The following is a 23,571-nucleotide window of genomic DNA, read 5'->3' on the forward strand; positions in this document are numbered from 1 at the left end:
AAACAAGATTGTGTAAAAATAAAAACCTATAAAAACAAAGATATTTGTCGGACTAGCCCGACAAATATCTCATAAAATATTAGTATTTTTAACCTAATAATCTGTAACGCTTATTTAGGACTAGTCATAATAAAATTATTTATTTTGCTAATTGATTAAAGGGCGTGAGTTTAATGTCTTCAGCCATAGTTTGCTCTAAAAATTCTGTTTTTTGATTTCCTTTCATACGAGCCGCCGCTGAACTAGCATTGAAATAAGTTTCTGATAATTTTGTTGCAATTTCAGAAGGATTAAATTCAAATTTAGTATCTCCCTCAACTCCTAAATACCCATTTTTTCGCGTAAGGTTTGTGATATAATTATTGTAGTTTATTAAAGTATTTCTTAAATATTGAGTGTGATATTCCATGCATTTTTTTGCTTTTTTTGAAGAATTATTGAGAATACAATTATTCATATTTCCTCTATATAAACGCCACTCAGACTCCAAAATTCCATATTCTTTACCTAAAGCTGCTTTACCATTTAAGAGAATGCTGTTGTTCCCCTCCTTTGTAGCAATATTTTGTAAATGCTGTACTACCAAAGGAACTGTATTTTCAATTTTTGTTTTAGTTTCTCTTACGGCACTAAAATCTGCAGCAGGAGAGCTCTTCTTTTGAGCACTTGTGACGTTAAAAATAAGTAATAATAGTACAATCAATAAATTATATCTTTTCATAAGAAATTTTTAAAGCACTAAAATAAATATATTTTCTCAGTTCTTACAAATCCATTTTAATTTTCTTTAATAAAAATTAACATGTTTTAAGAAATTATGCTGAAATGGGACTCTTTTATATTAATCAAATAGGTAATAAAATAAGTGCTTTGAAAAATTAATAAATTTTAATTAAAAATATGTAATTGATAATCAATATGTTGTAGTTTAATTTCTTTTATCACTAAAAAAATAGTTGTTTTATTTAAATTAATTTATACATTTGTATAACTAATTTATTAGTGATATGAAAAAATAGCAATCTCAACGAGTAAATAAATAAAAAACATGAAGATTCAAACTTTAACAAAAGCAGAGGAACAAGTAATGCAATATCTATGGAAAATTGAAAAGGGATTTCTTAAAGATATTCTTGATCTTTTTCCTGAACCTAAACCGCATACGAATACTGTATCTACTATTTTAAAGGTTTTGAAAGACAAAGAATTTGTAGATTATAATGTATATGGAAGACAGCATGAGTACTTTCCACTTATTTCCAAAGAACAATATTCCGGAAAAACAATGAAAAGTCTTGTTAAAAACTATTTCAAAGGTTCTTACAAAAGTGCAGTTTCTTTTTTGGTAGAAAAAAATGAAATGACAGTGGAAGATCTTGAAATGTTATTGAATGAATTTAAAAATAAAAACTAACTCTAGAAGTTTATCTCTATTCTTATATTTTTTAAATATAGGGTCTGGATGTAATACTTTTATGCTATAAGTTGTTTATTAAGAAACTGGCCTTTTTATGATATGAATAGATGATGGGTTATTGAGAGAAATATAGAAGGGATAGACACAGTGGAAAAATGTAAAAACCATTAAAACCTTAAATAATGACTACATTTATTTTAGAATTATTCTTTCAACTTTGGGATTGGTTTCTATCTGTTTTTTAATAACTCAACTAAAACAGTATAGTTTAAAAAGTATTGAAGAGAGATTTTTTTAATCCTAATTAGAATTCTAATAAGAAGAATACAAAAACTTTTTTAGAATAAAATTATCTCTAACTTTTAGCGAGTGTTATAATGTACCTACCTATAATACTTATCATAACCAATAAAAACGTAAACATGGAAGCATTTTTTATGTATTCAATAAAAGTAATTGTTTGTTCAGGGGCAATGCTAGGATATTATTATATTTCACTGAAAGACAAAACATTTCATCATTATAATAGATTTTATTTGCTTTCAGTAATACCCATATCCTTATTATTACCTTTAATTAAAATAGATGATTTTACGATTGAAGTAAGTAATGATATATATAGGTTAATAGATAAAGTACAAAGCTTTAACACAGTAGACAATAATAATGAATGGACCTATTATGGAGTGATAGCTTCAGTATTAGGTTTGATTTCTCTTTGTTTTTTAGGAAGGTTAATCTGTGGAATGATTAGAATTCAGCAACTTAAAAAACAATTTCAGAAAGAAAATTTTGATGGAGTTAATTTTTACAGCACCAATCTTACAGAAGCTCCATTTTCTTATTTTCGGAACCTTTTTTGGAAGGATTCAATCATGTTGAATTCGGATGTAGGAAAACAGATCTTACAACATGAGATGGTTCATATTGAGGAAAAACATTCATTTGATAAGATTTTAGTAGAATTTACGACTTCTATCTTTTGGTATAATCCATTTTTTCATATCCTAAAGAGAGAAATTAGTTTAATCCACGAATATTTGGCTGATAAAAAAGCTGTAAAACAATCGGATACTAAAGCATTTGCGCAGATGCTTTTGGCGAGTCACTTTTCCGGAACACAGTTGCCTGCCACTAGTCCGTTTCTAAGTTCTAATTTAAAAAAACGACTCAAAATGTTACAAAAACCAAAAACCAAGTTCGGATATGCGCGAAGAATTTTTGCATTACCGGTTTTATTTTCTGTAGCTTTTGCCTATTTGGTAAATGCGAAGAATAAAGAAATTAAAGAAACAAATATAGCTATTGAAAAAGCTGTTTCTCAAATAAAAAAAGATACAATTGTTCCTAATACACCTCACAAAGAAGAGGTAATTACTCCAAAGCCTAATAAAAATATTGATGACGATAAAAAAATTGCAGAATTAAGTAAAAAGATCGAAGAGAAAAGTAAATCTTTGAAAGGATTAGATTCCAATACAAAAGAATTCGAAAAGTATGTCGAGGAAATCGGACGTCTATCGGAAGAAATAGCAAATATTGATAATCTCCGTTCAACAATGGCTATAAAAGTGAATGGCAAAGAAATGGGAATTAATGAATATTTTAAGTCAAAGGAATGGAAAGATCATGTAAAAGAGTTAGAAAATTTAAACATTGATATTCCAGAAATACCTGAGGTTAATTTAGAATATCCGCTTACGCCTCCTCCTCCCGTACCTTATACATCCAATCCTCCTAAGGTATATATGTATACACGGGATATGAAATGGACACCAGATCAAATAGACAAACTGGAAAAAGATGCAAAAACAGAAAGAAAAATTGCCCAAATAGAGAAGAAAAAAGCTAAACTTGAGGCTGAAAAAGCAAAAATAATTGGCGAAAAAGCTAGAAAAGCAGGATTAAAAACGGAAGAAGAGGGACAGAAAGCAAGAGAACAAGGAGAAAGAGCTAGAAGAGAAGGTGAAAAAGCAGCGGCAGAAGCTAGAAGAGTATATATTTATAATGGCAATACAAATTTCAGCACTCCCAATACCCCTAAAATAAGTTTGAATTCAGACTTTATGAAGAAAGGGAAAGATGTTGTTTTAGTAACACCTAGAGTAAATAGCGTTAAATATGATGTTGAAGGGGATATGAAAATATTTATTGACGGGAAAGAGTCTACCAAAGAGGAAATGAATAATTTAAAACCTAACGAAGTGTCGACAGTGAGTATTACTAAAAATTCGGATAATGGTAAAGTTACTGGTAAAATAAAAATCGAAACCAAACTATAAATACTGTTTTTAGTTTATAAATGATCACCGTACTTTTTATTACAAATAATCATGAAAAATACGATATTACTTTTTCTGTTGATGAGTGTATTAGGGCAAGCTCAAGTTAACCGTTTTTTTTACGAATACAAATTTATTCCGGATTCTAATAATAGGGAAGAGGTAAAAACTGAAATGATGCTTCTGGATATTGATAAAGAAGGCTCTAGCTATTATAGTAGAGATAAATTTGTTTCGGATTCTATTTCAAAAGTAGAGCTAGAAAAACAATTAAAATCTTTTTCTGGAAATATTAGCGTAAATAGAAGAGAGAATCCAGGGATTACTTCTTATAAAGTTATAAAACAATATCCTAACTTTAATACTTATCTTTTCAGAAATATAGCAACCGACCAATATAAAATAAAAGAAGATAAAAAACCTGAATGGAAAATCCTTCCTGATAAACAAAAAATCGGGGAATATAATGCACAGAAAGCAACAACAGTTTATGGAGGAAGAGAGTGGACTGCCTGGTTTTGTACGGATCTTCCTTTTCAAGATGGCCCTTACAAATTTTATGGATTGCCTGGATTGATTATAAAAATTGAAGATTCAACGGGATCACATACCATGACTTTGATAGGAAATAAAACTGTTTTGCAAGCTTCTTCGAATGAAAAAGAATTGGAATTACCTCAAAATATGAGAGTGTATGGTATGGGAGGCAAGGAAATTGAAGTGACAAAAGATCAGTTTAAAAAAGTATGGAAAGCTTATGTGAATGATCCTACTAAAAATATGAGAGAAATGATGATGAAAAATACCGATAATTCGAAAGTTTCTTTCAAGGTAAAGACTTCGGATGGAAAGGAAATTTCAGATCCTAATCAAGTTTTTAGAGAATTGGAAAAAAGAACAAAAGAAACACTAGCAAAAAATAACAATCCAATTGAACCCGATTTAGTAAATTAATTAACATATTTTTCTAATTGAACTGGCTGAAAAGTTACTTTTCAGCCAGTTTTCATTTTATTAACTAAAGCTTATAATAGTTTTCAATAAGATTATATTGGGATGGGGCATAAAATCCGATAAGAAGAGAAATGTATTGATATATAATAATTGGGTTTAATTATTTTTAGTCTCTTTTTATTGAGCATAAGGTCTTAGTTTATCAAGGGTTTTTATAAAATTCACTGTAGTTTTTTTACTGTAAATATTAGTAATAAAACTACTCTCAAAAATATCTGAAAATTAAGTATTAATGTATATTTGCGATTGAAAAAATTAATAATATATTTCTTTTTTATTAAAAAATAACATTTCTGTTTTTTGAAAAAAATCAACGATAAATAATATACGATGAAAAAAACTAATTTATTTGTTTGTATGCTATTGGGTGTTTTTACGTTTGGACAGGTGGGGATTAATAATACTTCGCCAAAAGTCACATTAGATATTGCAGCCAAAAATTCAGACGGAAGCACCCGGGAAGGGTTTCTTCCTCCCCGACTTACAGGAGATGTTTTGTTTGAGGCGATGGGAACAGGAGCCTATGGAACAGATCAACATGGAGCTGTAGTATTTGTGACTGAAGCGGCATCTGAAGATAATCAAGTAGGGCAAACGACTAGGGTAGATGCTATGGGGTATTACTATTTTAATGAACATTTTGATCAATGGTGGAAAATAGGGAGTAATAATAACATCTATAATTTGGATGGTCATTTGCCTAGCGCCCGTCATGTGAATATGAATACAAATAACTTAGGATTTGTAGGAGGTAGAATAGGGATAGGTACTGTGAGCCCAGATCCATCAGCTATCCTTGATCTTTTCAGTAAGAATGCTGGGTTTCTTCCGCCAAAGATGACCGAAGCTCAAATGAATACAGTCCTTAATCCAGCCCATGGACTTGTTATCTACTGTACAGATTGTTTTGGAGGAGGAACATTGGGTTGTTTAATGCTGAATGATTCTTTAGATCCTCTGGTACCTCAATGGGGTTCATTATGTTCTTCAAATGTACCTACAGGGCACATTATTGATCTCCAATGTGCGAGCGCATCTATTTCGGGGACTGTGCATTCGGGGGTTGCAGCAAGTGGAATAACTGTTACTGTTCCCTATACTGGAGGAAACGGGGGAACTTATCCTGCCCTTGAATTTAACTCAACGGGTGTTACAGGCTTGAAAGCTAACCTAGATTCGGATCATTTAGCTAATGGAAATGGAAGTTTAGTATTTAATATTTCAGGAACACCTTCTGGAATTGGGACCGCTAGTTTTAGTATAACAGTAGCAGACGCATCTTGTACTCTTGATATTCCTGTAGTTGACTTTACAGCGAGTGTGACTTCGCTTGATTGTAGTAGTGCAGTATTTTCACCAACTACTATTACGCAAGGAATGGCTTATACAGGAACGCTTGCAATACCTTATATTGGTGGCAACGGAGCTCCATATCCTCAGCAGACTTTCACTCAAAACGGATTAACGTTTACTCTTCCTGCCGGAACATTGGTGGCAGGTAACGGTAATTTAGTATATAATATAACAGGGACGGCCACAACGTCCGGTGCTATGGTGATTCCCATCAACTTTGGAGGTGCTTCTTGTAATGCCAACATTACTGTAGCGACCGGGAATTCAGTAATGATGTGTATGAGTGGTAATACAAACAGAGCATGGGCAACCTATAATCTTGGTGCTGATACAAGCTTAGATCCTAATATTCCTGTTAAGGAAATCCATGGAAATTATTACCAATGGGGAAGGATTGCTGTAGCAGCAGATACGGATACTCCTTCAGGGGCTATTAGTGGTTGGAATACGACCCCAGCCCCAAATGATTCTTGGAATACGGGAACAGAGGCAGCACCTATTAAAAATACAGCGAACGATCCTTGTCCTTCAGGATTCCGAGTACCTACCATCACAGAATGGCAGTCATTAGGTAATAATAACACCGTAAGTAAAGTGGGAACGTTTACTACGGGAAGTTTTACATCTGCAATAGTGTTTTCTTGTGGAGCCAATAAATTGACACTTCCTATGGCGGGAGCTCGTATGCAATTAACCGGTCTCCTGAAAAATAGAGGAATTCAAGGCTTTTATTGGAGTAATACAATTTTTGGAAGTTTTCCGGGGGCGGCTTATAATATGTATATTATTGGTAATCCTAATCCCCCTATTATATTGTCAAATGATAATGGGGAACGTAGTGATGGATATCCTATTCGTTGTATTTCAGAATAATGTCTTAAAATTGAGGTATTTTAATTTCATTAATTATATATTTATTTGTGAAAAGGGATTGTCTATAAGGCAATCCCTTTTTAATGCTACCAAAATAATATTAAAACATAACAAGTTGGACAGATTATTCATGTAAATAGTAAAGGGTATTATTATTTTAATGCAGACCAAAACCAATGGTTAAAGCTTGGGGACGGATTAGTATTTATAGTGCAGATGTAACTTTGGTGAGTCCTCGGCACGTGACTATGGATGGTAATAATTTGGGGTTTACGGGGGGTAGGATAATATTGATATTACCATACAAATACAGAAAGTGGATCAACAGCTTTCTACTATTTGGAAACTTCTGAGAATACAGTTGTTGTAAATACCTTCCGATCTTATGGTTTTTCTATATGTTGTATTTCAGAATAATTTTTAATGAGTTCCAGCAGTAAACAATTGCTGGATTTTTTATGATATCTTTTTTGACTAATAAAAAAGATATCTATTTACTCTATTCTAGAAGTTTTAATGGCTATTTAAACGTTGATGTTTCCTCATAAAATACAGGTAATAGTTTGATATTTAAATGAATATAATATCTTCTAAATCTAGATAATTAAATTCGACATAGTGTTAGTAATAAAACTACAGTTTTTCGGCATTTAATAATGATTTGTTAATGTAGATTTGCCGTTGATTTAATTACCTGTTTTTGTGTTTTTAATGGAAAATATACTTTTAAATTTAAAAGATAAATAATATACGATGAAAAAAACTAATTTACTTGTTTCAATACTATTCAGTGCGTTTTCATTTGGACAGGTGGGGATTAATAATTCCTCTCCAAAAGCAACCCTAGATGTTACAGCTAGGCATTCGGATGGAAGTACTTCTGAGGGATTTATACCTCCTCGACTGACGGGAAATGCATTGTTTGCGGCAATAGCAACAGGAATGTATGATGCAACGCTTAATGGAACGATAGTCTTTGTTACTGAACCGGCTGACATAGGGAATCAAGTGGGGCAAACTATTAGAGTGGATAACCGTGGGTATTACTATTTTGATGCAGATAATAATCAATGGTGGAAACTTGGAACCGGTAGTAATTTCTACAATTCAAATGGGACATTGTCAAGTACTCGTCACGTTACCATGGATAACTATGATCTAGGGTTCATGGGAGGAAGAGTAGGAATGGGGACTTTTAATCCGGACCCGTCAGCTGTGTTAGATCTGGTTAATGCTGAGGCTGGATTTCTCCCTCCCAGAATGCTTGAATCTGAAATGAATGCTATTGCGAATCCGGCACAGGGACTTGTAGTCTTCTGTTCTGATTGTTTCACTGATTTGGGATGTTTGATGGTTAACGATTCAAATAATCCAACTGTACCTAATTGGGGATCGGTTTGCTCTACAAATGTGCCGATTGGGCATGTCAATGATCTTGCTTGTGCAAGTGCTACTACTTCAGGAACTTTACAATCAGGAGTCGCTGCAAGTGGAGTTACTATTACGGTACCTTATACAGGAGGGAACGGTGGAACGTACCCCTCAATTAACTTTAGCTCCACAGGCGTAACTGGTTTAAATGCCCATCTTGTGGGAGGTGTTTTACAGGACGATAATGGTGATCTTACATTTACGATTACTGGAACTCCTTCTGCGGCAGGAACAGCAAGCTTTAGTATTACGGTAGCAGGAAAAACTTGTACGGTTACTGTAGCAGTTAGTTAAGATGCCTACCATATTAACTTTTTAGCACACCGTATTTACAATGATGATTTTACATATTAAAATAATTGAAAGAATTTAAATGATATGAGGTGTTATAATTATTTATCAATATGTATGTATTGTTGATTGAGTTTTCGGTTTTTGTGTTTTCAATGAAAATTTACTTTTTTAAGTTAAAAGATAATATACGATGAAAAAAACTAATTTAATTGTTTTTATGTTGTTAGGTGCATTTTCGTTTGGCCAGGTGGGGATTAATAATTCTTCTCCAAAAGTCACATTTGACATTACAGCAAAAAATTCAGATGGAAGTACCCCTGAGGGATTTCTTCCTCCCAGGCTTACAGGAAATGCATTGTTTGCAGCAATAGCTTCAGGGGCGTATGGCCCGGCTCAAAATGGTACTATAGTGTTTGTTACTGAATCGAGTGATGTAAGTAATCAAGTAGGACAAACAGTAAGAGTCGATCTTCCTGGTTTTTACTTTTTTGATGCCATTAGTAATGAATGGAGGAAAATGGGAAATGATAGTGACTTCTATAGTTCTGATGGAACATTTTCAAGTACTCGCCATTTTGGTATGAGTAATTATAATTTAGGGTTTACAGGAGGAAGAGTAGGAATGGGAACTTTTAATCCTGATCCATCAGCGATTCTAAATCTTGTCAGTACAGATGATGGATTTCTCACTCCTCGGATGCTTGAAGCCGAGATGAACGCTATTGCAAACCCTGCGCAAGGACTTCTTGTTTTTTGTACGGACTGTTTTAATAATTTGGGGTGCTTGATGATCAATGACTCCAATAATCCGGCTGTACCTGATTGGGAATCGTTATGTTCTTCTAATATATCCACTGGTCACGTACTTAGTCTTGTATGTGCAAGTGCTACTAATTCAGGAACTTTACAATCAGGAGTTGCAGCAAGTGGCGTTACAACTACAGTACCTTACACGGGAGGAAATGGTGGAATTTATCCTTCAGCGAGTTTTAATTCTACAGGCGTAACTGGTTTGAGTGCTAAATTAGCCGGGGATATTTTACTTGATGGGAATGGGACGCTCACATTTAACATTACAGGGACTCCTTCCTCAGCGGGGACAGCCAGTTTTAATATCATAGTAGCCGGAAAGTCTTGTACATTTACAATAGAAGTTGATCCTTTTACAGCGAGCGTTCTTACCTTAGAATGTAATAGTGGTATTTTTTCACCTGGGATAATTACCCAAGGTCAAACATATACAGGAACCCTTACAATTCCTTATACTGGAGGAAACGGCGAACCTTATGCTCAGCTATCGTTTGTTCAAAATGGATTGACATTTACCCTTCCGGCAGGAACTTTAGCAACAGGGAGTGGTAATTTTGTATACGATGTAACAGGATCTGCTGTTGCTTCCGGGGCAATGACAATTCCTATCACTTTTGGTAGTACGTCTTGTAATGTAAGTGCTACTATTGCTACTGCAATGACAGTAGAAATGTGTATGGGACCTGGAGTAACTAAGGATTGGTCGCTATATAATTTAGGAGCTGATACCACCTTTGATCCTCATGTTCCTGTTCAGCAAATTCACGGAAACTATTATCAATGGGGAAGAAATACAGTGGTAGCTAACGCTTCTACTGACCCGGCAGCTATTGTAGGATGGAATACAGCTATTGCACCAGATGGTTCATGGAATACGGGAACAGAAGACTTACCGGTAAAAAATACAACAAATGATCCATGTCCTACCGGTTTCAGAATGCCAACAAGAGCAGAATGGGTGGCATTAAGTAATAATAGTAGTGTGAGTAGAATGGGATCATTTTTAGTGGGAGTCACTAATTTTGGCTCAGCATTAATATATAGCTGTGGAACGAATAAATTAACGCTTCCTGCAACGGGCTACAGAAGCTCAGCTAATGGAGCTTTGGCTAATCGTGGGGCTCAAGGTCTTTATTGGAGCAGTACAGAGAGATCTATTAACGCAAGTCAAGCTATGAATTTACGTTTTGAAAATACTATAGTGAATCCTGACGTGTACAATAATCGAGTTAATGGTTATTCTGTACGTTGCATTACGGAGTAATTTTATACTAAATATATCCGTTATTGTATTTTAAATAATACTATTTTATTAATATTTATATGAAAAATCACTTGTATAACGCTTATACAGGTGATTTTTGATATGATTCTAGTTCTAAAACCAAAAAATGTTTTTGCATAATTTTTTCTGGGCATAAACGGATCTCAGAGTTGGGAGAATAAAATTTCAATCCTTTTTGTTCATTTTTGAATATACACAAACGAGGTTTATATGTTTTTTGATTTTTTCTTTTTAGAGTATCAATCTGGATTAAGCTGTAAACTTTGCGATAAATCACCCTTTATTCCTAATCAAAACACAGTCATTTTAATCATAATGTACAAAGGGGTAATTTACTTATTTGTATACTGTAAGTTATGTTTTCATTTGAATAGTTGAAGTCAATATTTCAATAATGTGAAGTTTTTATCATCTACTTTAGAAAAATGGGCTAATGATTTTTATTCATTTTCTATTCTAATAATTAAATAAATATAGTTTTTATATTACTATTTGGTAGTTTTAAAACTATTAAATATTTGATGTAAAATAATATGTATAAAATGTATATTTGTGTGATTTATAACGGTGTTTTATTAATATTGATTAAATTATTCTTTAATATTATGGAAAATGATAATTTTATTATTTATGATAAAGGCGTTTATGGGATAAATTAGGATTAATAACTTTTTACTTAAAATTATACCAAAAGGAAGATGAGAATATTCCAGAATAAACTATAACTCTTTGAATTTTATGACAAATTATAATAGTCGAGTTAGACGAAAATAATTGAGATAGATTAGCGGTTATATACTATTTGAAATGACTGCAATATAAACGTTTATAATCTATTTTATAAGTTTTCAATATTAATTGGAATTTATAGCAACGATATTATAAGGATCTGTTATTTGTATTTAAATATTCAATTTTTTTATTAAAACTAAAACTAAAAATATAAAATTAATTATGATGAAAAAAACTAATTTACTTATTTTAATGTTTTTAAGTACATTTTCTTTTGGACAAGTGGGGATTAATAATCCTTCACCCAAGTCTACACTGGAAATTACAGCTACAAAAACAGACGGAAGTACTTCGGAAGGTCTTATCATTCCGCGCCTTCCAGGAAATGCTCTTTTTGCTTCTATAGCATTAGGAATATATGGGAATAATCAAAACGGATCTATTGTGTATGTTACTTTACCCGCTGATAATGATAAACAAATAGGGCAAACTATTCATGTAAATGGTAAAGGGTATTATTATTTTGATGCAGATCAAAATCAATGGTTAAAACTTGGGGATGGTACTAGTATTTATAGTGCAGATGGAACTTTGGCGAGCCCTCGACATGTGACTATGGATGGTAATAATTTAGGGTTTACGGGGGGTAGGATAGGAATGGGAATAGCATCTCCGGACCCTTCAGCTATTTTGGATCTTACGAGTACTGTAGATGGATTTCTTGTTCCCAGGATGACAGAAGCTCAAATGAATGCCATTATCCATCCTGCTCATGGGCTTCAGATATTTTGTACGGATTGTTTTAATGATTTAGGGTGCTTAATGATTAATGATTCCAAAGATCCGTTAATACCTAATTGGGGATCTTTGTGTTCGTCGAATGTGCCTACAGGTCATATAACAGATCTTCAATGTAGTTCTGCTACTAATTCAGGAACTTTACATTCGGGAGTGGCTGCAAGTGGAGTAAGTAGCTCTATTACATATACGGGAGCAAATGGAGGTACTTATCCTTCGGCGGCATTTAATTCAATAGGTGTTACGGGCTTAACTGCTAATCTAGATGGAGGTAGTTTGGTAAATGGTAGTGGGAATTTAATATTCACCATTACGGGAACTCCATCAGCAGTAGGTACAGCAAGTTTTAATATTACGGTAGGAGGCGCATCTTGTACTCTTAGTATTCCTGTGGTTGATTTTACAGCGAGTGTTATCACTTTGGAGTGTAGTACAGCTGTATTCTCACCTAATACGATTACACAAGGGGATGCTTATACAGGAACCCTTACAGTACCTTATACAGGAGGAAATGGAGATACATATCCTCAGCAGTCCTTTACTCAGAATGGTTTAACATTTACTCTTCCTGCCGGTACATTAGCTACGGGGAATGGTAATCTAGTATATAATGTTACAGGAGCGGCTACAGCGTCTGGCCCAATGAGTGTACCAATCAGTTTTGGAAGTGTTTCTTGTAATGTGAATATGACAGTATCTGCAGGAACTTCAGTGGTAATGTGTGGTTCTAGTAAGGCTTGGGCTAGGCATAATGTAGGGGCTGACACGAGCTTAAATCCTGATATTCCTGTGAAAGGAATTAATGGTAACTATTATCAATGGGGGCGAATTGATGTCGTAGCTGATCCTGATACTCCACCTGGAGCAATTAGTGGTTGGAATACTACACCAGCACCTAATCTTTCTTGGAATGCGAGTGGAAGTGAATTAGCGCCAGCAAAAAATACAGCAAATGATCCATGTCCTACAGGTTTCCGTGTACCAACAAGGACTGAATGGAATCTATTAGTCAATAATTCTACTCGAACTACAATAGGTACAACTGGAGGTAGTCCAACTAATTTTGGATTTGGTTATGTACTTACTTGCGGAAGTAATAAGCTGACATTTCCAGCGGCGGGTTATCGTGAACCAACTGCTGGTAACCTAGATTATCGGGGAGCTAATTCGTATTATCAGTCAAGTACAGAACTTGGTACAACAGGTCAATACTATTTTGATACAGTGTATGGGGGAGTAGCTAGCAATAGCTCTCGTCTCTATGGGTGGTCTGTACGTTGTATTTCAGAATAATTTTATACTAAATATATCCATTATTGCATTTTAAACAATGCTATTTTATTAATATTTATATCAAAAATCACTTGTATAATGCTTATACAGGTGATTTTTGATATGATTCTAGTTCTAAAACCAAAAAATGTTTTTGCATATTTTTTCTGAGTATAAACGGATCTCAGAGTTAGGAGAATAAAATTTCAATCCTTTTTGTTCATTTTTGAATACACACAAATGAGGTTTATATATTTTTTGATTTTTCCTTTTTAGAGTATCAATCTGGATTAAGCTGTAAACTTTGAGATAAATCTCCCTTTTTCCTCAATCAAAATACGGCCATTTTAATCATAATGTACAAAGGGATAATTTACTTATTTGTATGCTGTAAGCTATGTTTTCATTTGAATAGTTGAATTCAATATTTCAATAATGTAAAGTTTTTATCATCTACTTTAGAAAAATGGGCTAATGATTTTTATTCATTTTTCTATTCTAATGACTAAATATTTAATAGTTTTTATATTACTATTTAGTAGTTTTAAAACTACTAAATATTTAATGTAAAATAATATATATAAAGTGTATATTTGTGTTTACTATAAATGTGTTTAAGTAATATTTATTAAATTATTATTTAATATTGTTAAAAATAATAATTTTATTTTTTTTGTGATATGGTAGTATATTGGATAAGTTGGGATTAATAATTCCTCTCTAAACTCTATACTGAAAATTACAACAAAAGGATATGAGAATATTCCAGAATAGACTATAGCTCTTTGAATTTTAGGACAAATTATAATATTCAGGTTAGACTAAAATAATTAAGATAGATTAGTGGTTGTATACTATTTGAAATGTCTCTAATATAAACGTAGTCTTCTGACTTATGGTCTATTTTATAAGTTTTCAATACTAATTGGAATTTATAGCAATTACATAAGTATTTGTTATTTGTATTTAAGTATTCTATTTTTATTAAAACTAAAACTAAAACTAAAACTAAAACTATAAAATTAATTATGATGAAAAAAACTAATTTACTTATTTTAATATTTTTAAGTGTGTTTTCTTTTGGGCAAGTGGGGATTAATAATCCTACCCCCCATGCTACACTTGAAATTACGGCCAAGAAAACAGATGGAAGCACTTCGGAAGGAGTTATTCCTCCTAGATTAACTGGGAATGCTTTATTTGCTGCCATAGCAGCAGGTACTTATGGACCTAATCAATATGGAGCTATAGTATTCGTTACTGCTCCTGCAGATGAAGCTAATAGAGTAGGTCAGACAGCCCATGTAGATGATTTTGGATTCTACTATTATCATGGGGATCTTGATCAATGGGTGAAATTGGGGAGTGGAAGTACTATTTATAGAACAGATGGAATATTAACAGGTCCTCGCCACATGACTATGGATGGTAATAATTTAGGATTTACAGGAGGTAGAATAGGAATGGGAATTGTTTCTCCTAATCCTTCAGCAATCCTTGATCTTACAAGTACTCAAACTGGATTTCTTTTCCCACGAATGTTAAAAACTGAAATGAATGCGATTGCAAATCCTGCTTACGGGCTCTTTGTATTTTGTACTGACTGTTTTAATAATTCAGGATGCTTAATGGTTAATGATTCCCAAGATCCCGGAGTTCCTAATTGGGGATCTTTGTGTTCCTCTAATGTAGCAACAGGCCATATAGCAGATCTTCAGTGTACAAGTGCAGTGACTGCAGGAGTTGTCCATACAGGAGTGGCATTAAGTGGGGTTAGCGTTACGGTTCCTTATACTGGTGGAAATGGAGGAACTTATCCAGCCGCTTCATTTAATTCAACGGGAGTTACGGGGTTAGCAGCTAACTTAGATGGAGGGAGCTTGGTGAATGGGAATGGTAATTTGGTATTTACAATTACGGGTATTGCATCAGCTGCAGGTACAGCAAGCTTTAATATTACTGTAGGAGAGCAATCTTGTACAGTTACAGTAGAGGTAGATGATTTTACGGCAAGTGTTGTTTCGTTGGAATGTACCTCAGCTACACTCGTGCCTAATGCCCTTACTCAAGGGGAAGCTTATACAGGAACTCTTACTGTCCCATATACAGGAGGGAATGGAGCATTATATCCTCAACAGTCTTTTACTCAGAATGGATTAACATTCACTTTACCTTCAGGGACATTAGCATCGGGTAATGGTAATTTTGTATATAATGTGACAGGTTCTGCCACAGCCTCAGGGGCGATGTCAATTCCGATTAGTTTTGGTAGTACTCCTCCATGTAATGTAAGTGAAACAGTATCTCCGGGTACGACTGTTGCCATGTGTATGGGGAATGGTACAACAAGAGTTTGGATGGCGCATAACTTAGGAGCCGATACTAGTTTGGATCCTAATCCTACTACAATGGTATCTTCGGGTCTTCATGGAAACTATTATCAATGGGGTAAAAAAGATCCTGTGGCGAATGTAAGTACACCTCTTAGTCCTATTGTTGGATGGGATACGGTTGGTGCACCTATTGGTTCTTGGGGGGCAGTTAAAACGGCAAATGATCCTTGTCCTACAGGGTTTAGAATTCCTGCAAATATAGAATGGAATAGCTTAATTAATAATACCACTCGGATTTCAATTGGAACTTTTTCCAATAATGGTAATGGGGATCCATCTAATTTTACGGCAGCAGCAGTATTAACTTGTGGTAATAGTAAATTAACTTTTCCGGCTAATGGTTATCGAAGAAATGGTGACGGTTCACTAAATGCGCGTGCAAGTATGGGATCTTATTGGAGTTGTACTGAAACGACAGTATCTTATTTAGTTCAAAGTATGTATTTTAGTAGTACTGGAGGACTTAGTGTTAGTGCAGATTATAAGCCTTCCGGTTTGGCAATTCGTTGTATTTCAGAATAATTTTATTCCTATATTATTAGTAAATTGTTTTCCGGCAGCTTAATTAAACTGCCGGATTTTTTATGGCTATTCTATACATTGTATTACGGAATAATTTTATACTAAATTATATAAAGAAGGTGTTCGACGGCTGATAGTTTGTCGGACACTTTATATTATAAAAAGTTAGATTGTATTTGTTTCTATTGCTTTGAAGAGAAAAAGTAGAATAGATATTATAATAGATATAAAAATGGAATTTAAAAATCCTGAGACTTAATGTCTCAGGATTTTATTTTTATCTAAGGCTTATTTTTTAAGCTAGTTTTTTAGAGTCTGCAATAAATTGTGCTAATCCATTGTCTGTTAATGGATGCTTCAATAAGCTTAATATAGGAGGAAGAGGTGACGTAATCACATCAGCGCCAATTTTAGCACAATCAATAATATGCATAGAGTGGCGGATAGAAGCTGCTAATATCTCAGTTTCATATAAGTAGTTATCAAAAATTAATCTGATTTCTTGGATAAGGTTTAATCCATCTGTAGAAATATCATCAAGCCTTCCTAGAAAAGGAGAAACATAGGTAGCTCCTGCTTTAGCTGCTAAAAGAGCTTGTCCTGCAGAGAAGATCAGTGTACAGTTAGTTTTGATTCCTCTATCAGAAAAGTATTTTAATGCTTTTATTCCATCTTTTATCATAGGTATTTTTACTACAATATTAGGATGAATAGCAGCCAATTCTTCACCTTCTTTGATCATTTCTTCATAAGTAGTAGACAATACTTCGGCAGAAATATCGCCATCTACAATTTCGCAAATTGCTTTATAATGATTGTTGATAGCTTCAGCCCCTTGAATTCCTTCTTTTGCCATTAACGAAGGATTGGTCGTTACTCCATCTAGAATTCCAAGATCTTTAGCTTCTCTAATTTGCTCCAAATTGGCAGTGTCAATAAAAAATTTCATTTTTTGTTATTTAGATTTATTTTTTTACAAAGATAATGAATCCTTCGTGAGTGCGAAACTTTAATTTTTTTAGATCAGCGCGATGAATTATTTCTACCTATGTTTTATACGCTACAGAGAATGAATAAAAAATGTAAATTTGTGTTATGACGAACAGCCATTTTACTGCAAAGCTGGATATTATTGGAATTAATCCTTTTATTTTTATCCCTGAAGACATTTTATCTCGCATTTTTGAGACAGCAGGAAAAAATAAAAGTCCCATTCCCGTAAAAGGAACAGTAAATGGTAATGATTTCAGGCAAAACTTGATGAAATATGTTGGAGAATGGAGGTTATATATTAATTTGACTATGCTAAAAGATTCTCCTAAAAGAATAGGTGAGATATTAGAAGTGTCTATAGAATATGATTCTTCTGGGAGAATAATTTGTATTCATCCCGATTTGGAGGTGGCGATTAAAGCTAGTTCTTTAGCGTTAAGTAATTTTGAAAAGCTAACACCTTCTAGGCAATTGGAATTAATCCGTTATATAAATAATCTAAAAACGCAGGAAAGCATTCAACGAAATATTGAAAAAATCATTCGATACTTATGTGGTGAAGCCGCCTTTTTTGGTAAGAATATAAAAAAAGAATAAAAACCAGAAAATAAAATTTATAAATCAATAGTTAATACATAAACGCATAATTTATACTTAAAAATGAATATTATATTAGCCTCAACATCTACACTTTTCGGTGGAGAATATCTAGAATATTTAAAAGAAGAGTTGATCCAATTATATAAAGGAATTGATGAAATTATTTTTATTCCATTTGCTAGACCGGGAGGAATTTCTTATGATGATTATACAGCTATCGCCAATTCTTTTTTTAAAACAATCAATATCAAAGTAAAAGGTCTACATGAATTTGAAAATAAAAAAGAGGCTATTGATAATGCAAAAGCATACTTTACAGGCGGAGGAAATACCTTTTTATTGGTTAAGACTTTACATGATGAAGAGCTGATGTATGTTTTAAAACATAATATTGAAAGTGGTAAACCTTATCTTGGATGTAGTGCAGGAAGTAATATTGGAGGGAGAAATATGAAAACTACAAACGATATGCCGATTGTATATCCATCTAGTTTTGATTGTATGGAGCTTGTTCCTTTTAATATTAACCCACATTATCTGGACCAAAATCCTAATTTAAAGCATAATGGTGAAACAAGAGAAACTCGGATTAAAGAGTTTTTAACCCAAAATGATATAAAAGTGGTAGGACTTCGAGAAGGAAATTGGATTAGAAGAGTAGGAAATAGAATTACGGTGGAAGGAAGTGAATGGACAAGAATTTTTGAACCAGGAAATGAGCCTTACGAGATCAATGAGGGAAGTGAATTGTAATTCTTAAAGTTATTTGATACAAAAGTATTCTCAATGTGCCAATATCGAGGCTGTCTCAAAAGGTCCCCCTCTCTCGGACTCCTCTCTGACAACTTTTGTCATTTAAGGAATTCTCAAAGCGTTAGTTTACCTTTTGAGACAGCCTCTTTTGTATTGATTGTAGGGAAACACTTCATAAGTTTATAGCATCATTTGAAGAAAAATAATGATGGAAATTATTAGTTGTTTAGATAGAATGTAATGGTTATTAAAAACAGAATATTATAATGAATAAAATAGGAGCAACTCTTTTATTTTCGGCACATATCCTTGTGGCTCAAAATACGGTATCAAAACTGGATAAGGGGGTAAAAGATTTAATGGATTCTTCAGGAGCAATGGCTTCTAATTTATCGTTTTATGTTTCTGATGAAAAGGGAAGTTTAATTTATGAATATCAAGGAAATAAAGGACTGTCTACTGCCTCTACACAGAAAATTTTTACTGCAGCGGCAGCTTTAGAGATATTGGGTAAGAATTATACTTATAAAACGACTTCTAGCTATTCTGGAAATATAAAGGGAGGAACACTGAACGGAAACCTATTTGTGAGTTCTACCGGTGATCCTACACTGGGAAGCGGAAGATACGACTCTTATAAACCGGAAAACTTTAAAAAGAAATTTATAGAAGCGATTAAAAACACCGGAATTATAAAGATCTCGGGGAATCTCATTATAGATGATTCTTATTTTGACCATCAGACGATTCCCGGAGGTTGGCCTTGGGACGATCTTGGTAATTATTATGGAGCTGGAGTTTGGGGAATTAATTGGAGAGAAAATCAATTTGATGTGAATGTAAACGGAACTACGTTTAAAGGGTTTTCTTACCCTTTAGAAGGAGTAAAATGGCTTAATGACTTGAAAACAGGAGGAAACTCTGATCAAAGCCTTATTTTTACAGCCCCACACTCTGGAACGGCGTTGATTAATGGGATGTTACCTGCAGGAAAAACAACAACCGTTTCAGGGGCAACACCTAACCCTCCGTTACAATTAGGAGTGGAGATAAGGCAATGGTTGAAAGAATCGGGAATTGATTTTGAAGGAAAAGTTATCACTAGCTCACAAATTGAAATTGACGGAAATCAGCCTTTGATAGCTCCCAAAGATAATGTGATTTTTACATACTATTCACCAACCTTGGATAAAATGGTATATTGGTTTTTAAAAAAGAGTGTGAATTTATATGGAGAAGTATTCATTAAGACAATAGGAAAAGAGAAAAAAGGAGAATCTAGTTTCAGAAGTGGAGTAGAGTACCTTAAGGATTTTTGGAAATCTAAAGGGATTCAAGAAAGTATGATCAACTTTGCAGATGGAAGTGGACTTTCGCCTCAAAATTATGTCTCTGCAAAAGCTGAAGTTCAGGCACTTCTATACGCAAAAAAACAACCCTGGTTTGATGTTTATTATGAAGGTTTTCCCATACAGGACAATGGGATGAAAATGAAAAGCGGGACCATGAAAGATACTAAATCTTTTGCAGGATATCATACATCCAAAGACGGAGAGAAATATGTTTTTTCAATCATTATTAATAATTATCAAGGAAGTGGGAGTATGGAATTGCAGAAAATTTTAAATATCTTAAAATAAATTACTTTGAGAAAGTCAATAATTTCCAGGCTTAATAATTGGATTATCTTTGTTGTAATGACGGCTGTCGTAGCCATTATTGTAATTGCTTCTACATCGTTGATTAATTATTTAAGAAAAGAAGAAATTAAAAGGATTAATCTTCTTTCCAAAGCGATTAGAATTCAGCAAGAAGTAAAAGCACCGGATACAGACGTGTTAGATTTATTGCCTGAGATTCTCAATATTAATAATAATATACCCTTTATTGTCACAGATAAAAATAAACAACCTATATTGGATTTAGGCTTTAATAGAAATATTCCTGAGGTGACCCTGAAAGATCCTCGAAAGCTGAGTGATTTAATGAAAGAGATGGAGAAAAATTATACACCTATTGAGATCAAAGTTCCGGATGGGAATAATCAATTTGTGTATTATGACAATTCACATCTATTAAATAATTTGCGCTATTCTCCTTATATTCTAGGACTTTTTATCCTTCTGTATTTTGGTTTTTCTTTTTGGTTTTTTAAAACACTCAAAAAAACAGATGAAGGATATCTTTGGGTAGGACTAGCAAAAGAGACCGCACATCAGATAGGAACACCATTGTCTTCAATGATTGGATGGATGGAAATAATGAAACTCGAAAATCCAGATTCTGAAGGCGTGCATGAAATCGAGAAAGATATTGAAAGATTAAAAACTATTTCAGAAAGGTTCTCAAAAATTGGTTCTGTTCCGGAATTAAATGATATGGATTTTAATGAAACAGTTCGGGAAAACTATAATTATTTAAAATCAAGAATTTCAAATAAAATTAATTTCAATCTTTATCTTCCGAGTCGTGATATTTTGGTTCCCCATAACAAAATTCTGATGAGTTGGGTGATTGAAAACTTGGTAAAAAATGCAGTAGACGCGATGAAAGGAGAAGGAAAATTAAAATTGTCCGTTTATGAAAGAAATAAAAATATTTTGATTGAAGTAAAAGACAATGGAAGTGGAATGACAAAACAACAAGCAAGAAGTGCTTTTAAACCAGGTTATTCGACTAAAAAACGAGGTTGGGGATTAGGGTTGTCATTAGCAAAAAGAGTTATAAAAGAATATCATAATGGAGATATTAAAATTGCCCAAACGGACGTGGGAAAAGGCACTATTTTCAGAATATCATTTAAGAAAACAAGTGAAATAGAGTAGAAATCATAATCTTATAAAAGAAAAAAGCGAGGAAAATTTTTCCTCGCTTTTTATTATTTCTTTCCTGTTAACCATTGATCCTGTAGCTTTTTTTCTTCCGGACTAGGGTTGCTTTTATATCGAAGGGTTTCCATCGTAAGCTTTTCTAATACAGCCTGACCTTTAAGATCAATTTTTTCTGTTGTACCACCATTATTTCTTAGAACAGTAAGGGTGACGTTTTGTCCTTCTTTGATTGTTTTTGCATAACCAATAAATTCTTGTACATTTTGAATATTGATTGTTTTACCGTCTAGAGCCACTACTTCATCTGTAATTTTGAATCCAATCTTTTTAGAGAATGTGGATAGAGCAGAGCCTTCATCAAAAATAAAAGTATTATTTTTCTCATTATAACCGGTTTGGTTAGGATCTTTGATGAACCAAAATATAGGAGCAGTCTCTTGTTTGTCAATTTCTACACCTACCATATTTAAATATTGCTCATAAGGGGTAGGTTGATCTCCGGCAATGTATTTATTGTAAAAATCTTTTACTTGAGGATAACCGGTGATAGATACTAATTCATCAACTAGTTTATCATCTTTAAAAGGTTTATTTTCTCCAAATCGTTGTGCGAGTTTTCTAATCATATCACGATATCCCATTTCTCCATTGGACAATTTTCTTAGTTCAATATCCAGGCACATTGTCAAAAGTGCTCCTTTTTCATACACATTTCTATATTGATCTTTATAAGGTTCTTGGAGTACATTTTTACTCATTATCGTGAAAGGCATGGTATCATCATAATTTTTTGAATTGGCAATTTTTTCACCCATCCTTTGGAGAAATTCATCCTTATTAATAAGACCTTCTTGTATTTGAAATAAATTGGCAAAATATTCTGTTCCCCCTTCATACATCCATAGATGTTGAGACATTTTAGGATCTGCATAATCGAAATAATGGATCTCCTCAGAATGGGTTTTTAAAGGATTTACGGTATGGAAAAATTCGTGAGAAACAACATCAGTAATCGTTTTATCAATAGCGTCCTTTGGCATTATTTCAGGGAGAACAACGCTTGTGGATTCATGGTGCTCTAATGCTCCGAAACCTTTCACATGAGGGCCATCACCCCCTGATAAATAAAGGAGAATAGCATATTTTTTATTGGTATTCATATCACCCAAAAATTTCTTTTGGGCAACCACCATTTTTTCCAGATTATCTTTAAAGTCAGAAGCTTTGTATTTACCTGTTGGTGAATATACACCGAGAACGAGGTCCATTCCTCCCGCATTAAAACTAATATAATCAGGTTTATTATACATCAAAGGAGAATCGGTAACTTTGGCATAATTTGCCAACGTATAAGTATCGGTGGAATCGGATTTGTCTTGATCAACTAAAGCTGTCGTTCCATAAAAATCTGTCGGTTTTTGGATGATCAGTTGATAAGGAACATCTTGCATATTATCAATATAACCAATAAATCCATGAGTATTAATCATATAAACTTTCCCTTGTTCAATATCTGTTCCCGAGGGAGAGAATACTGCTTTATGTTTTGAAGTATCCATTTCTTCATCAAAGCTATCATTAACAAGGTAAGTTACTTTAGCTAAATTCTGCGCATTTTTAAGGGAATATGTATTATCACTAACTTTTGTATAGGTTAGCTCTTTTCCTTTATTATCAAAAAATGTGATCCCCTCAACGAACCTGCCATAATCATCTACAGAATAGGTTCCGGGAACTGTTTTAGGGAACTGAAATTTTACATCCTTGGACTTCATTTTCGGAAACTCCATAGTAACTGCTACTTTATCATCCTTCACGTTGACCAAGTCAATAGTGGTTTTTATAGATTGAGCATTCACCGCAAAAGCAGCTAAAAGCCCTAAACTAAATGCTAATTTTTTCATTTAAATTTAATTTA

The 23,571-nt window shown here is 33.4% G+C and carries 15 protein-coding genes and 1 pseudogene; 12 read left to right on the forward strand and 4 right to left on the reverse strand.

Annotated features, from left to right (window positions below):
- Window positions 1-139: 139 nt before the first annotated feature.
- Complete coding sequence (locus CHRY9293_RS09965; RefSeq protein ID WP_162032842.1) at window positions 140-721, reverse strand: hypothetical protein; 582 nt, start codon at window positions 719-721, stop codon at window positions 140-142.
- A gap of 327 nt (window positions 722-1,048) precedes the next feature.
- On the opposite strand from CHRY9293_RS09965, the gene CHRY9293_RS09970 reads away from it, so the two are divergent.
- From CHRY9293_RS09970 to CHRY9293_RS09995, 6 genes are all read left to right on the forward strand, one after another.
- Window positions 1,049-1,414 carry a BlaI/MecI/CopY family transcriptional regulator gene (locus CHRY9293_RS09970; RefSeq protein WP_122547541.1) on the forward strand — a complete coding sequence of 122 codons (366 nt, stop codon included), beginning with the start codon at window positions 1,049-1,051 and terminating at the stop codon, window positions 1,412-1,414.
- A gap of 425 nt (window positions 1,415-1,839) precedes the next feature.
- The gene (locus tag CHRY9293_RS09975) at window positions 1,840-3,699 is read left to right on the forward strand and encodes a M56 family metallopeptidase (RefSeq protein WP_162032843.1); all 1,860 of its coding nucleotides are present in this window, start codon (window positions 1,840-1,842) and stop codon (window positions 3,697-3,699) included.
- Window positions 3,700-3,750: 51 nt separating this feature from the next.
- On the forward strand, window positions 3,751-4,653 hold the full coding sequence (locus CHRY9293_RS09980; RefSeq protein ID WP_162032844.1) for a GLPGLI family protein: 903 nt from the start codon (window positions 3,751-3,753) through the stop codon (window positions 4,651-4,653).
- A 390-nt stretch (window positions 4,654-5,043) separates the two neighbouring features.
- Entirely contained in the window at window positions 5,044-6,939 is a 1,896-nt protein-coding gene (locus CHRY9293_RS09985; RefSeq protein WP_162032845.1) for a fibrobacter succinogenes major paralogous domain-containing protein, read from the forward strand.
- A 753-nt stretch (window positions 6,940-7,692) separates the two neighbouring features.
- A complete protein-coding gene (locus CHRY9293_RS09990) occupies window positions 7,693-8,664 on the forward strand; it encodes a hypothetical protein (RefSeq protein ID WP_162032846.1) in 972 nt (323 codons plus the stop codon).
- Between the two features lie 190 nt (window positions 8,665-8,854).
- Entirely contained in the window at window positions 8,855-10,738 is a 1,884-nt protein-coding gene (locus tag CHRY9293_RS09995; RefSeq protein ID WP_162032847.1) for an FISUMP domain-containing protein, read from the forward strand.
- 20 nt (window positions 10,739-10,758) lie between these two features.
- Here the strand turns inward: CHRY9293_RS09995 and CHRY9293_RS18995 are convergent.
- Window positions 10,759-11,009 (reverse strand): annotated as a pseudogene (locus CHRY9293_RS18995) (IS982 family transposase); the annotation flags it as partial.
- A gap of 707 nt (window positions 11,010-11,716) precedes the next feature.
- Here CHRY9293_RS18995 and CHRY9293_RS10000 point away from each other — a divergent pair.
- Together CHRY9293_RS10000 and CHRY9293_RS10005 are read left to right on the forward strand one after the other, a co-directional pair.
- Window positions 11,717-13,582, forward strand: coding sequence for a fibrobacter succinogenes major paralogous domain-containing protein (locus CHRY9293_RS10000; RefSeq protein ID WP_162032848.1), 1,866 nt, complete (start codon window positions 11,717-11,719; stop codon window positions 13,580-13,582).
- A gap of 1,010 nt (window positions 13,583-14,592) precedes the next feature.
- Window positions 14,593-16,476, forward strand: a complete 1,884-nt coding sequence (locus tag CHRY9293_RS10005; RefSeq protein WP_162032849.1) for an FISUMP domain-containing protein — start codon at window positions 14,593-14,595, stop codon at window positions 16,474-16,476.
- A 295-nt stretch (window positions 16,477-16,771) separates the two neighbouring features.
- Here the strand turns inward: CHRY9293_RS10005 and fsa are convergent, their stop codons facing one another.
- Window positions 16,772-17,425 carry a fructose-6-phosphate aldolase gene (gene fsa / locus CHRY9293_RS10010; protein ID WP_162032850.1) on the reverse strand — a complete coding sequence of 218 codons (654 nt, stop codon included), beginning with the start codon at window positions 17,423-17,425 and terminating at the stop codon, window positions 16,772-16,774.
- Window positions 17,426-17,571: 146 nt separating this feature from the next.
- Between fsa and CHRY9293_RS10015 the strand changes: the two genes are divergently transcribed.
- From CHRY9293_RS10015 to CHRY9293_RS10030, 4 genes are all read left to right on the forward strand, one after another.
- Window positions 17,572-18,066, forward strand: a complete 495-nt coding sequence (locus tag CHRY9293_RS10015) for a YdeI/OmpD-associated family protein (protein ID WP_162032851.1) — start codon at window positions 17,572-17,574, stop codon at window positions 18,064-18,066.
- 63 nt (window positions 18,067-18,129) lie between these two features.
- Window positions 18,130-18,822 (forward strand): dipeptidase PepE, encoded by a 693-nt coding sequence (gene pepE, locus CHRY9293_RS10020; protein WP_162032852.1) that lies wholly within the window; start codon window positions 18,130-18,132, stop codon window positions 18,820-18,822.
- 266 nt (window positions 18,823-19,088) lie between these two features.
- Window positions 19,089-20,462 (forward strand): D-alanyl-D-alanine carboxypeptidase/D-alanyl-D-alanine endopeptidase, encoded by a 1,374-nt coding sequence (gene dacB / locus CHRY9293_RS10025; protein ID WP_162032853.1) that lies wholly within the window; start codon window positions 19,089-19,091, stop codon window positions 20,460-20,462.
- Between the two features lie 6 nt (window positions 20,463-20,468).
- The gene (locus tag CHRY9293_RS10030; protein WP_162032854.1) at window positions 20,469-21,647 is read left to right on the forward strand and encodes a sensor histidine kinase; all 1,179 of its coding nucleotides are present in this window, start codon (window positions 20,469-20,471) and stop codon (window positions 21,645-21,647) included.
- 53 nt (window positions 21,648-21,700) lie between these two features.
- Here the strand turns inward: CHRY9293_RS10030 and CHRY9293_RS10035 are convergent, their stop codons facing one another.
- On the reverse strand, window positions 21,701-23,557 hold the full coding sequence (locus tag CHRY9293_RS10035; protein WP_162032855.1) for a M61 family metallopeptidase: 1,857 nt from the start codon (window positions 23,555-23,557) through the stop codon (window positions 21,701-21,703).
- Between the last annotated feature and the right edge of the window lie 14 nt (window positions 23,558-23,571).

Source organism: Chryseobacterium potabilaquae (genome assembly GCF_902728265.1).
GTDB classification, from domain to species: domain Bacteria; phylum Bacteroidota; class Bacteroidia; order Flavobacteriales; family Weeksellaceae; genus Chryseobacterium; species Chryseobacterium potabilaquae.